We start from the raw sequence: 14,092 nt of genomic DNA, 5'->3' as shown, positions 1-14,092 counted from the left end.
TGCCCTGGGCAGCCTATGCTTGAGGTCATGACTGAGGATGATCTAAACCGGGGAAGGTTGACCGTTCGCATAAATAATACGGTCGAGGTGATAAATTATGATCCGGATACAGGGGAGCATGTAACTCTCAAACCTCGGATGAAAGATCGCACGGAAGAGAACTGACCGAATCGTTTGAAGCAACTGCCTCTGCGAAGTACGCTCTCGTCGCGATTAACGTTGATGGGAGCATTCAAGGGCCGGCACGAGGCCCTGATATCGAAGGACCTGTGGCTGATGGCGCAGGACGTCATGGACGGGCGGGTGGATGCAAGGATCCCAAGAACCGGCGGCTATGCCTACGAGTTCACCTTCTCCGGCCTGGTGTCATGTGGCCACTGCGGATGTGCCCTCACGGCAGAAATCAAAAAGGGCCGCTACATCTATTATCACTGCACGCAATACAAAGGGAAATGCCCCGAAAAATATGTTCGCGAGGAGGTCATGGCTGAACAGTTTGCCGCCATCCTGTCGCGACTGAAATCCACCCCCGGCATCTATGACCTGATTGTCAGAGCTCTAAAGAGCAGCTTCGCCACCGAGCGCGAAGAACATGAACTGGCCGTCACACGACTTACTGGGGAGATCGACCGCTTAGGTAAGCGTATCGAGGCCGTCTACACCGACAAGCTCGATGGGAAGATCAGCGCCGAATACTACAAACGTGCGTCGAGCCAATGGCAGGATGAAATGCGGCGCTGCCACGACGAACTGCGACGGTACCAGGAAGCCAGCGAGGCCTACATGAATGAAGGTGTGGATCTGCTGATCCTCGCCCGAGACGCGGAGGAAATCTTCCAAAAACACCAAGGCGCATCGCGAAAAAGGCTGCTAAATTTCGTACTATCGAACTGCACCTGGAAGGACGCTCAACTTTCAGCCAATTTCCGAAAACCGTTTGATTTACTTCTGGAAAATACCATCTTGCAACCTAACCCAAAATCGAGCGGCGGGTACGATGATGCAGGAAAAGAAAATTGGCTGGCCTTCGCGGCGAAGTATAGAACTTTACTTATGATGCCAGACAAATATTTGAGAGAAAAACTTGAATCCATCAAGCGCGACGACTACAGATGGCAAAATAAAAACTGAATTACAGATTTACAGAAATATTCTTACAAAACTGATTCAGGCTGAATTCGGATGAAAAATATCTCTGGTCAGGCACCACGTCATTCAAAAACCAAGAGCCCGAACTCCTAGTTTCACCACCTATACATCACGCTCCGGATGGTGTCCATCCGGGGCGATTCTGGTCACGTCTCCCTGCATTGCGTCGCGGCCCCCTGCGGTTTCGCACATCGATGAGACTCGACGCGCCCAGGCAAGGCGACTCCATCAAAATCATTTCGATTAATTCCGTTCCGCGAGAAGTAAACTGCGATATATCTTCGCCGCATTCATACGAAGGTATACCGGCCCCCCCCCCTTACGCCTTCTCAAGTTTCTGGCACCGGCATCAATGCGACATTTGGTGACCAACGAGTTCCCGAAACCGGACATGAGAGAGATGAGCCGGTGCCTGACCGGCATCAATGCGCTGCCCACCCAATATAACCCTCCACCCGGGCGCCGCCAGCAGCGCTGTAAGTGACAGCATCAGGGGTAAGAAAAACGCATTAATTATAATATTATTGAACACGGGCTTGATTTTCATCGATTGCGGTATATCGTATACCATTCATGGGCACATCAAGAACAGGCCTAACTACAAGGGAAACACATGGGACACTTTATCCGCAACAGCCTGCTCGCGGGCATTGCCCTTGTGGGACAATGCGCCCTGCCTTTAGCCTCAAATGCCCAGGCGACGCCAGCTATTGCTGCCGAGGACAAGGTGGGTCGAAATGGCGTCCTTAAGCCCCGGGCTATCCTTGATCGGATGACGTTCCTCGATAACCGGGACTGGGACTGGTACACAGCAAATGTGCCGATGTTAGAAACACCGGATACAGAGATCGACGCCACCTATTATTATCGCTTCGACATGATGACAAAGCATTTTGTCTACGGGTCACCGGCGCACGGATACTCGGTTACCGAATTCATTGACCGGCCCGCTTGGTCGGGCACTTATGGCGCAATTATAGCTCCAGTGGGTTTGCAGTTCTCAGACATGCGCTGGCTAAGGGATCAGCGCATCACGCGTGACTATGCCCGTTACTGGTTTAACGTCCCGGGCGCTCTGCCGCGCGCCTACAGCAACTGGTTCGGTACCAGTATGTGGGGGCTTTATGAAACCTGGGGTGACAAGGCATTCATCCAGTCGATTCTGCCTGACATGAAGGCACAATACGAGGGCTGGGAGCGAGAGCGATTTGATACCAGGGCGCAGATGTTCGTCTGGAACGGCATGCAAGACGGCATGGAAACCAACATCAATTCACGCCTGACCAAAGATTGGTTCCGAGGCGCTGAAGGATATCGGCCGACACTGAACGCCTATATGTATGGAGACGCCTTAGCCATTTCGCGCGCCTCGGCACTTACCGGTGATACGGCAACCGCCAAACTTTACGCCGATAAGGCTACCGCGCTTAGAGATAAGGTTCAGTCCCGTTTATGGGACCCTAAGCGGCAGCATTTTTTCCACATGTTCGCCAATGACGAACGGGGCGGAATCAAGGCCAATAGCCTGACCTATCAAACAGGCCCACATGCCGGCAGCCCCTACGGACGTGAACTTATCGGATTTGTGCCCTGGCAGTTCAACCTGCCCGATCCGAAGGCCAAGATCGATTATGCGGCGGCATGGAAGACGGTCATGGACCCGCAGGTCTTCTATGCGCCCTATGGTCCGACCACGGTCGAGCGGAACGACCCGCAGTTCAAGATAACGCCACGCTGCTGTGTCTGGAGCGGCGACTCATGGCCTTACGCCACAGCCCAAACCCTTGAGGCGATGGCCAACCTGCTTAACAATTATGACCAGCCTTACGTCACCAAGGCAGACTACCTGAAACTCCTAAAGGTCTTTACCGTCACCCAGCGCCACGAGGGCAAGCCCTACATCGCCGAAGCCGCCAATCCGGACACTGGCGCCTGGCAGATTGTTGATGGCCATAGCGAGCACTATTTCCACTCCTCCTATATCGATCTCGTCGTTACCGGACTGGCTGGCTTGCGCCCCCGTGCCGATGACGTTCTGGAGATTAATCCGTTGTTTCCGGCAGAGTGGACCTATTTTGCCTTGGATGACATTTCATATCACGGCCACAATGTTTCAATCCTCTGGGACAGAGACGGCACGCGCTATAATCGGGGCAAGGGCCTGACCCTGATCGTCGACGGCAATATCGCTGGCAACTCTCCCACGCTGCAAAAGCTTGAGGTCGCCATACCGGCCCCTGTACCTGCGCCGCCGACTGACGCGGCGATTAACTTCGCCGTTAATAATGAAGGCAGCTATTTCCCCAACTTTACAGCATCCTTCAGTGATCCCAAGACGGCGTTGCAGCGGCTCAATGACGGGGTCGCCTGGTATCTCAACGCCCCGCCCAACCGCTGGACCACGGAGGGCTCACCAAATATGTCCGATACCTTGGTGATGAACTTTGGTGCGGTCCGGCCTGTATCTTCGCTCAAACTTTATTTCCTGGATGATGGGGACACGTTGCGCCCACCCAAAGACTATGAGGTTGAGTACTGGAAGGACGGCACATGGCTTAAAGTGCCCGCAAGCACCAAATATCCCAGACAACCCGAAGGTCTTCGGCCGAATATTGTCAGCTTCGCGGCTCCCGTTTCGGCTGAAAAATTTCGCTTCACCTTTATTCATAACCCGGGCAGCTTCACCGGATTGTCAGAAATTGAGGCGTGGGGCCATGCCACTCTCCCCTTGTCTGCACCTACGGCTGAAATCGATGATCTGGCTTTCAATCCAGGAAATCAGGAATACCCCAGGGCAAGTGCGTCCTATACATCCAATTTTGACAAGGTCGAAGAGGTCAATGACGGCAAGGTATTCTTCTCATCCAACTCCAGAAACCGATGGACGGCCTTTGAATCCCCCAATGAGACGGATTGGGTTCAGCTCGATTTTGGCGAGGAGAAGACGATTGGACGTGTAGATCAATATATATTTGGCGACGGCGCAGGTATTCGCTCCCCCCTTGGTTATTCATTGATCTTTTGGAATGGCTTGGAATGGAAGCCGATGGAGATCGTGTCAATGACACCAGATCAGCCGACACAGGGAACCGTTAATAGCGTTCAAGTGAGGCCGGTGAAGACCCCCAAGATCCGCGTCATCTTCAAACATGATTCACCGGGTCGTACCGGCCTTACCGAACTTATGGTCTTTGAGAAATAGGGTCATAGGCTCGCTTAGTCATCGCATTTAATCTCTTTCTCTTGAAGAAGACGAATTATGTCGCCCTCAAACTATGCCGTTCTGACAGCTTGCCTGGCCTTGTGCACAGGTAACGTTAACGCTCAGCCAGCCTCGCTCAATCCGCCGGCATCCATTGCCATACATCGAGACTATAACACCCTGATTTCCGACGGCAGCCGGTATTCTGCTGACCCGGCACCACTGGTTGTTGGCGACACTTTCTATATACTGTCCGGACGTGACGAGGCACCGGTGGACGCCGGCGGCTTTAAGATGCTGAACTGGCAAATCTTTGAAGCCAGTAATCCTGCTTCAAAGGATTGGAAGCTTTACCCCGATATATTGCGTCCTGAGAAAGTCTTTGCCTGGGCACAGGAGGACGGGGCATGGGCCTCCCAAATCATTCAAGGTAGAGATAAGCGCTTTTATCTTTATGCGCCAGTCAGAGCCAAAAGCTGCGATTCAGACGACTGTTTTGGCATCGGAGTCGCCGTTGCCGACAGCCCGTTAGGGCCCTATACCGACCTTCACCCGGAAGGTCCAATTCTCTCTCAATCCACGCCGGTCAGAAACACTATTCACAACATAGATCCGACCGTCCTTATTGATGACGACGGTCGGGTCTACATCTATTGGGGTACGTTCGGACAGCTTAAAGGCATTGAACTGGAGGCGGACATGAAGACGCCAAAAGGCACGCCGATTGATGTTACGACATTGACTGGTTTCTTTGAGGCGCCATGGATTTTTAAGCGAAACGGCATCTACTACATGGCCTATGCCGCCAACAATGCCAGCCCAACCTCATCATGCACCGAGGCCGTTTATCATGCCTGCCAGGCATATGGCACGGCCACCTCCCCACTCGGCCCCTGGACCTACCGCGGCGTTTTTCTTGATCCGGTAACCTCGGCCACATCCCATGCCGGCATAGTCCCCTATAATGACAAGTGGTACATCGCCTACCACAATGGCGATGCCAAAGATGGCAGCCATTTCCGTCGCAGTGTTGCGGTCGACGAGCTATTCTGGGACGACACGGTCTCTCCGCCCGCTATTAAAAAAGTCGTTCAGACCCGCCCGCCAGTTGATTCAACACCGACAAACAATGTTGCCCTGACCGCGCGTATAACGGCCTTTAATACCCCTCTACCGGTTCAGTATCGTTTGCGAGCTCTTACAGACGGCAAAGTCCCGCCCGCGCCCTTGCCGCCCGACATGTGGGGGAACTGGACCGGCCGTAACGATGCCCCTAAAGGCTGGATACAATACCAATGGGATAAGGCGGTCACCATTGATGGAACCAGCCTCTATTTCTGGGGCGACCAACCCGCCGGGGCGGGCGTGGGTGTTGCCATCCCTAAAGCCTGGCGTATTGAGTACTGGGATGAAAGAGAATGGCAAGCTGTGAGCCCAACGCAACCTTACACCACCCAATCCGGTGACTATTCAAAGGTCGCCTTTAAACCGGTAACCACGCGCTGCCTCCGTGCAGTGCTTGATGCCTCAACCGACGGAAAAACCTACGCCGCCTTTGGCGTATTGGAATGGCAGGTTTCATCCAGATCGAAAATCATACCGCCTCAGTCGAAACCCCCAATTGACGGGGCTCCTGACTGTGCAAAATAATTGATACTGCAGGCGCAGCAACCCCGCTGCGTCTGCCATTCTCAACATAAAACCCACATGGCCATCCTGAAGATGGTTGGCCTCTGACCGATAAATACGGCGCTACCACACAAACTTGGAATGAGGCACGGTGGTGCGGAACTGTCCGTGTATTGAGATGGCACCCGCAAAAAACCCTTATGACCTGATGGCTACATGAGACGCTGTTCGGATCCTACGGTTTGCCGGAACGCTTTGGGCACTGGAACAGCCTATGCAAACAGTTCGTGCGATAATCAGCAGAGGGTCAACGTCGACACGAACCAAAAATTCCGACGTCCAGCGGTCATTTTTTGACGAAACCCAACCGACACGCCCTCATATTCATACTCATTTAGGTATCGATTTCTCGGCGTACATGCCTATAACCGCCCCTGTGAATCCACCGGCCGCAGCCGTCGTAAGTGCAGAAGCGTCGGTGTTTTCGACCACTGGGACAAAGCGTTTATTGTCCAATGAGTAGCTGAAGCTGATCTTGGCCTTGTCGATGCTTGTTCGTAGGTAGACGGGGACATCAGGCTTCGAGCTAAGCCTGACTTCTGCAAGGGTGAGCCCCTGTTCTGGGTCCTTTTCACCCTGACGCTTGCGAACCTTTAGTACCGGTTGACCCGCCGAATTAAAACTCAGGCCAAACGCGAAGAAGTGCTCGTTGTTCTGCACGGCCATCAAGCCAGCTTCGTCTCCGGCGGTTTGGGGAGAGAATGTCAGCTTTGTGGTCCAACTCGCGCTCATGTGCATCAACCGGCGCCCTATAAATGACGGTTGTCCGCCCGTGGCCAGGCGATCTGCTCTGGGTTCAAGGTTCAGTTTCCCACCCGCAGTGTTCCACCACTGCATTTTGGGCGTTCGTATGAACAGCCACTGCGGCGCAAGCTTTTCGGAATCGAAACTCTCATGAAGGGTGAAGTTCCCGGTTGTCGGTAGCGCGGGCGGCTTATCCCAGGGCAAATCCGGGCGCTTGGGGCGATAGGGCAGAGCCACGCCCTTCTCCAGAATCACCGGCCAGCCGTCTTTCCAGCTTACGGGGAGCATAAAGGTCTCGCGCCCCGTGGCAAAACGGCCAGGATCCTGCGGCGGGGTCGTCAGATCGTAGACGCGAGTGCCCAGGAACACAGCCCACCACTGACCCTTTCTGTCCTGAAACATATCGGCATGACCTGTGGCCGTGACGGGATTCTTGCGACTGTCGGGCAAACCGTACTGCGTCAAAATCGGATTGTTCGGGTTGGCTGCGTAGGGACCAAAAGGTTTGTCCGCTCTATAAAGCAACTGCCCATGATAATAACCCGTGCCGCCGCCGGCCGCCGAAAGGTAATATTGTCCACCAACCTTGTAGATGTGTGGGCCTTCGATGTAGTCCGTGTTCCACGGCATCTTATCGCCACCGTCGACCAGCATTATGTCTTCCGACCTGGGCGCGAAGGTCTTTGGATCCACCTCCATGATCCAAATAGCCGTGTGCGCGTCATAGCGTGGTTTGAGCGGGTTGCGGTGATGAACGATATAGACCCTTCCATCGTCGTCAAAAAACAATGACGGATCAATGCCTTCTATGTGCGGAAGCCATATGGGGTCTGACCACGGCCCCTTGGGGTCTTTGGTGGTAATCACAAAGTTTCCACCACACCCCACGCAAGTCGTAATGATGTAGAAGAGACCGTCTTTGTAGCGGATGGTTGGCGCATAAATGCCGTTATAACCGAGGTGCAGTTTGTCAAACGGCATCATACTCGGTCGGTCGATAGCGTTTCCAATCTGTGTCCAGCTCACGAGGTCGCGACTGTGAAACACAGGAATTCCCGGGTAAAAGGCAAAGGTGGAGTTGATGAGATAGTAGTCCTCACCAACCCGTGCCACGCTGGGATCAGGGTGATATCCAGCCAGGATGGGATTTTGATACCTGTCTTGGGACAGAGGTTCGGCAAAGACCTCATCCGAGCCCTTATACTCAAACCAGTCAAAGGCAGCCCTACCCTCAGCCGCATGAGCGCTCCGGCTTGTCAGACTTGCGCACACGCTAAACAGAGTCAGGCTTAAAGCCAGTGCGGCACTCAAGCTTCGGGTGTTAGGCATCACAATCCTCCGTTTTTGATACCGCTATCATATTTTCGTGCGGATCGCCAAGTCAGGGTTTGCTGATCGTGATTACCTTTGAATGGCCCAACAGAACACAGGAGACGAAATCAGAACGGACAAGAACACAAAGACCACCTCGGAAACGTGTCCACAAGCAGCCAGCCCGTCCCCTGTGGCAATCGAACTGGTTAACCGCTAAGTTGTGGGTTCCTTTCGACACCACTCGGGACAACAATTCACGCCATAAAGCCGCTCTTTTCACTCGTAAGCACGCTCATACGAGAACAGGTTGCATACTCAAATCCCGAATTTTTCCGCGGTCCTCACCGTAGGCTTTGGACACCGATCGACTGGGCCAGCGCTTGCCCATACTCCCCCCAGCAACAATAAACGCGCCGCCATCTCCGCCTTGAAGTCTTCAGGGCAGTCCCTGTGCACCCGACCGCCCCCGCCGCCCGCCACGAGCTACACAAACTGACTATTCCTGTTCGTACGCATCGGCGTAGCCACAAAAGCTCATACTCTGTGTCTCAAAGCGCGGTATTTTCCAACCTGTCAGGCCGCGAAAAACACTGGGCTTGGCTTGCTCTTACGGATAAGTCACTGTTTCGTCTCGGCCCACTCATGTCGACGAAGGGTCGCAAAGACCCCTCCGAATTAGCGTAAGCCTTGGACCACGCGTAGGCCGTTTCAGAAAACTCAGCTTTATAAGTTTCAGGCTGCACACTGCACTTTACTGGGGGCTGACCATGCTGAAAGCCCCTTGCGGATTACCCCGGAGCATCGAAACGTCGTCAAAATAGATCGTGCGCGTTTCACCAACGGTGTAATTGGCATGATCATAGTCATATTGACCAAATTTGAGATTGATCCAATTGTTAGTTACATTCGGATCAAGGCTTCCATTCACGAAGGTCCCCGCTCCAAAATTCAAATTCTGGATGTTTATGTCCGGAGATTGTTCATTACTATTGTTATACCACGCTTTCAGTTCTCCAGCCTTTTGATCGGAGGCCTTGAAGCGCAGTATAACGGTATTCCAGGTTCCGTGCTGGATGTCGGTCGCAAGCATGTGTTCAACAGTCGCCGTACAGCCATTGCTTGAACGTCGGGATACCAACAGGTTGTTATTGCGGACAACGACCATGGAAGACCAGGAACTGCAGCCGCCGCGCGAGAAAATCTGAGCTATCGCCAGTTCCTTATCGGTCGGGAAATCGGCGGGGAGATAGAAGCGAAATGCGTACCACCCGTCAGTGTGGATTTGCAGGCCTATGGGTTGCGCCTCAGCACCTCGGGTAGCTCTGGTTCCATTATAATTAGCCTGCGCCCAGTAGCTCTTGACGGCCGTTTCCCCTTCGATCTGATCCACGCGCATATAGTTCCCACGCGTCGTGACCCCGGCTTCGGCCTCGAACGGCGTCATCTGTCCGTTTGAAAATCCGGACTCCTTATGATCCGTTGTATCTACAAAGGTCGTTGCAGCGGCCAAGGCCCCGACAGCCGCAACGGACACGACTGATACTATAAGTAAAGTGTAGGTTACTCGTTCCTTGAATTTTCGAAGCATCTGTCCCTCACCCTTATGGATAGAGATGGATTCCGTTCAACCCGCTCGGAACCCGCCTTCATACTTTGCTGCATCGAGACGTAAGAATGCGAAAGGTAGCGACACAATTTTGGCATAGCCAAGCTACCTTTCGCGACTCCTTCTGAACGTTCTCTTACGACCCTAGAAATCGTGCTTGATCGTCAACCAGAACGACCGGGGCGCGTTGCGTCGCACAAGGGTCGCCGAATCCGGCAACTGATTATAGATGTCGTAGGCGACCACGTTCGTCGGCCAGGTCCCGCCGATCATGGTGTCAACGCGCGAAACATAAGTGGTGTCCAGTGCGTTGCGGATATCGAGAGCGATACGCGTGTCCTTTATACCCGTGTACTGGATGGCAAGATCGAGATTGTCCTGAGCCGGCAGGTAACGCGTATCAAGCGGATTGTTTGCGACTTTGCGTTCATCCATCCAGCGATGCCGGGCACTGAAGCTAAAGTCCTTATAGCGATAGTTGAACGTGTTACTGAAAATCCAGCGCGGTGAGCGGCTAATCGGTGCGCTTACGAGAGAGAACTCATCATCCGCCGCGCCAAGACCGTTAGCCCCCGTATTCCGCCATTGAATTTCCTCAACCACCTTGCCGTTTGCGAAGGTTACAGACGACATCCAGTCAAAGCTACGGTTCAGGTTCCACTTCGCCCAGGCCTCAACACCTCGAGTGAAGTAGAGTTGGTCATGGATAGGCAGCAGATAGGTCGAGACATTGTCTGTGTCGATCGCCGTCGGATAATCGTTCACCGAATAGCTGGTGTAGAACGCAGTAACCTGACCGTTCGCGCGCCCCAGATTGTAGGGCATGTTGCGTACATTGAATGTGTAAGCGACCTCATGCCCCTTGTTCTTGGCCGTCGGGCCCAATGGGCGGGCAAAACTCGCAACCGTCTGATAGCGGTTGATCGCGCCAAATGACCCCTGATTGGCGATGGTGTAACGATAGTACAATTTCTGATCGCTCGTGAAATTATAGCCGATCGAGCCGCTGTAGTTGACGATCGATACGTCGGTTTCATTGCTGACGTGACCGTTTGCGTTCAGAACCCGGCTCAGATTGTCGTAAACCGTCAGAGGGTTGCCATCGAGCCCGCCATTGGTCAGGCTGGTTGCGCTGGCATTGTTTGTGTTCCAGTTTTCGACATCGGTTTTTGCTGTAAAGAAGGACTGCTTTGCACTGAAATTCAAGTCCCACTTCGAATTCGGGGTCCACTGAACACCAAAATAGGGTGAAACCTCAGTAAGAGCGGAGTTAAAGAAGAAGGTCGAAGTGTTACCCGTCCCCAGATTGGCCCAGCCGCCCGCGTCAGTGAGTTGATAGGTGGTGCCCGATTGGGTAACGTACTTGACGTTCAGGTTTTCGATCCCGCCGTCTTGCAAGGCGGAGACACCAAAGCCTGAACCCCAGGCCTTATGAAATTGTCTGGCCTTTGCGAAATAAAGGCCGAAGTTCATGCTGACCTTTTCGCCACGATAGTTAGCCGTCAGGTTGCCAAGGACATCGCGTGACTCCCGCTGACTGAACTCAGCCTGGGTTGAGATGACCATGTCTTTATCGGAGCCACCCGCTGGTATTACCCCCGTAAAGAATTGGCCAAGAGTCGCCGTCGCCGTACTGGGTATGGTTGAGGTGACAGAGCCTCCGCGCAGGTCAATGTTCCGATTTGGGAGCGTGTTTAAGACGATACAACGCCCCGCCGAGGTCGTAGACGTCACTCTGGGGCAAGCGGTGCCAGTACGATAGTCAACACCGAGTTGCGAGCCGGCTACGTTGTTGGCCACGCGCGCGACGAGGTTGCCGGTCGAGTCATAATACTCGTAATACCCAGGGGTACGATCAAGATTGTTGATATTTAGACCAAACAAAGACCGGCTGTTCGTGTCGCTATTGATAGACGCAATGGTACGAGTTTTAAATTGGTTTCCTTCCACACCCGACTTCTGCACTTTCAACGACGCACTGAAGTTCCACGCGCCCCCCGTATCGTGCTCCCATTTCGCCCAGATAGCGTCTTGCAGGTAGCGATAACCCTTGGTCGGGTCATGCAACTGGTAACCCGTCCCGCCGTAGTTGGGGACTAAATGCGAGGCGTTACCTTTGATATTGAAGTCGATATCGCGACCAAAGCCCGGCATATCCTGTGGATCACTGTACCCATACGCCGGGTTTGGCGCAGCCGTCAGTTCTCCATTCTGATCATCCAAGTGCTTGGCCGTCACACTGAACGAGCCGAACGAACCATTTGCCCCCTCATAGCTCTTGTAGAAGTTCAGCTTGAACTGGCCGCCCTTGTTGATATCGTAACCCGGCGATGTCTGGCCCGTCGAGGTACGGTAAAACCCGCTCGCACTGAAGCCCATATCCCGGCTCTTGTTCAACCAGCCGTAATAACCATCGACCTGCTTCCAGGAGAGGTGCGAGTCCTCGCCCTCCAAGCCGATCCGGGTCTGGATAGCCGCGCCAGGGCGAATTTTGCCCGATAGATAGTTAAAGGTTGAGCCGATAGCCGTCTGAACGCCCGTTGCCGAGGAGCCACCGCGAACGCCTTCGACCTTACTTGTGGAAATGTCGGCGCGGTAGAAGTAGCCGTCCTGAAACCCGCTGAATTTAAACGGCGTCGTAGGAAGCCCATCTTCCAGTATGGTTGACCAGAAATAACCGGTGGTGTTGGTCCCGGTCCCAATGACCATGCCACGCGTGAACACCTCGTTACGAGCCACGCCGTCATTCGATTCAACGATAACACCCGGCATATCGCGCAACATATCGTCGGCACTAATCGGCGTGAAGCGATTGATATCTTCCTCGTTAAGAACCGAGTAGGACACATTGGCCTTTTTGGCCTTCGTCGCAGCCATAACGCCGGTAACAATGACAGTTTCGACTTCCTCAGCCGGCTTGGAAGACTTGGGGTCTTCCTTCTTGGCCTGGGCACTGGCGGATCCGCTCATTGCGGCAAGACCGAGGCCCGCAACGAGAGCGATGTACGAAATGCGCGAGAAATTACCACGCCCGAAAGGCGCTCCAATAGTCTTCATCGTTTCCTCCAACGGGACTAGCGCCCGAACATTGAACCCTTATGCTAAAGATATCGATAACACGATGATATCAAAAGCCGGAATTGAGATATCGATATCAGAATATTTCAAATCGAGTCAAGAAATTTGAAATGCTGACACGAACCCGAAGAGTTGTGTTTTAAAAATGTCACAACGAGGTAGGTTGCCGCTGGGGCGCCCATCCTCTTTTGTGAGAATGCTCCGAGATGGTGCTAGGCACGCCCCTAAAGCGCCTCCTCAATGGTACGCGCCAACCAGTTTTCTGCTAGCTTAGCCCAGACAGCGTGGGTTCCGGCTTTATCCCGTAAAGCGAAACCGTGGGGTGCCTGCGCAAAGATATGCGCGTCGACTCTGCCACCCATCTTGTGCATGGTGCGCACAAGATTGAGCGCATGATCGACGGGGACGGGCTTATCATGCAGAGCGTAGGCCACGAAGACGGGCACCGGAGGTATCGCGTGGGGTTCCTGCTCTATGCCTATCGGCCATGCGTCATAGAAGGCCTGCTTCTCTTGCGGCGGATAGTCCGGCTTTCCGGCGGGAGCCTTATAGAATCGGGCATTCGCGTTTATCGGCGCGTAAGCGATTATCACGCCGGCAGGGGCTAGAGGATGAGCCTGACAGGTCATGACGGCCGCCAGATGCCCACCAGACGACAGGCCGACATGAAAGAGAGGTAGCGGGTCAAGGCTTTGCAGGTAATCGAGACACCGGCGCCCATCCTTCAGAGCGATATCGAATGGCCATACCCCGTCTGGCGACTTCGCCCCGGGAAGACGGTGCGTCACCACAAACGCCTCAATACCTATATTTGAGAGCCAGAGGGCGATGTCGATACCTTCCTTGTCATGCACCAGATCAAGATATCCGCCACCTGGGTAAACAAGCGCCCTCCCCTGCGGCCGGCCCTTGGCCGCAAACCTCGCGAGTTCAAGGCGATTTATGGTGTAATAACGCCGTTCCGGCCACTCGCCCTCAAGTACGTTCTGAGGACCTTCGGACAGTGTAATAATTTCATCCGCTTCCGGCGGCACTGATGGAGCAACAAGAGACATAGTAATGACAACTCCGCAGAATGATATCGATATCAACGTCGAGCAGGATTAGATCTCCGAACTGACAGAGAAAGTAACTTTAGCGTTGTCTGCACGAAAGTGCTGAAGACAAACAATCGCTTGTAATCCGGCCTCTACTAGGCCGTAGACTCATAACGCTTTGATCCAGATGCGAGAGGCTACAATCTTGACAGCGGCAAGGAAGTTAAGGGGATTTTTGTCGTATCGTGTGGCAATTCCCCTGAACTGCTTGAG

General features: G+C 53.6%; 7 protein-coding genes and 1 pseudogene. 3 read left to right on the top strand and 5 right to left on the bottom strand.

The features are described 5' to 3' along the window. Positions 1-276: 276 nt before the first annotated feature. The 3 genes from Q0072_RS13725 to Q0072_RS13715 all read left to right on the top strand — a co-directional run bounded on the left by Q0072_RS13725 (position 277) and on the right by Q0072_RS13715 (position 6,001). Positions 277-1,131 (top strand): zinc ribbon domain-containing protein, encoded by an 855-nt coding sequence (locus Q0072_RS13725; RefSeq protein WP_298331156.1) that lies wholly within the window; start codon positions 277-279, stop codon positions 1,129-1,131. 631 nt (positions 1,132-1,762) lie between these two features. Continuing rightward, positions 1,763-4,351, top strand: coding sequence for a discoidin domain-containing protein (locus Q0072_RS13720; RefSeq protein WP_298331154.1), 2,589 nt, complete (start codon positions 1,763-1,765; stop codon positions 4,349-4,351). A 57-nt stretch (positions 4,352-4,408) separates the two neighbouring features. Next, positions 4,409-6,001 carry a family 43 glycosylhydrolase gene (locus Q0072_RS13715; protein WP_298331152.1) on the top strand — a complete coding sequence of 531 codons (1,593 nt, stop codon included), beginning with the start codon at positions 4,409-4,411 and terminating at the stop codon, positions 5,999-6,001. A 369-nt stretch (positions 6,002-6,370) separates the two neighbouring features. On the opposite strand, the gene Q0072_RS13710 is transcribed toward Q0072_RS13715, so the two are convergent. From Q0072_RS13710 to Q0072_RS13690, 5 genes and pseudogenes are all read right to left on the bottom strand, one after another. Further along, on the bottom strand, positions 6,371-8,113 hold the full coding sequence (locus Q0072_RS13710; protein ID WP_298331150.1) for a glycoside hydrolase family 43 protein: 1,743 nt from the start codon (positions 8,111-8,113) through the stop codon (positions 6,371-6,373). 736 nt (positions 8,114-8,849) lie between these two features. Continuing rightward, positions 8,850-9,686: a heparin lyase I family protein gene (locus Q0072_RS13705; protein WP_298331148.1), complete on the bottom strand. Its 837-nt coding sequence runs from the start codon at positions 9,684-9,686 to the stop codon at positions 8,850-8,852. 162 nt (positions 9,687-9,848) lie between these two features. Beyond that, entirely contained in the window at positions 9,849-12,761 is a 2,913-nt protein-coding gene (locus tag Q0072_RS13700; protein WP_298331146.1) for a TonB-dependent receptor, read from the bottom strand. Positions 12,762-13,006: 245 nt separating this feature from the next. Next, positions 13,007-13,837, bottom strand: a complete 831-nt coding sequence (locus Q0072_RS13695) for a prolyl oligopeptidase family serine peptidase (protein WP_298331143.1) — start codon at positions 13,835-13,837, stop codon at positions 13,007-13,009. Positions 13,838-13,987: 150 nt separating this feature from the next. Beyond that, positions 13,988-14,092 (bottom strand): annotated as a pseudogene (locus Q0072_RS13690) (IS5/IS1182 family transposase); the annotation flags it as partial.

The organism is Asticcacaulis sp. (assembly GCF_027484505.1).
Classification (GTDB): Bacteria; Pseudomonadota; Alphaproteobacteria; order Caulobacterales; family Caulobacteraceae; genus Asticcacaulis.
The sequence above is the reverse complement of the archived record's forward strand: the minus strand, read 5'-3'. Positions and strand labels throughout refer to the sequence as shown.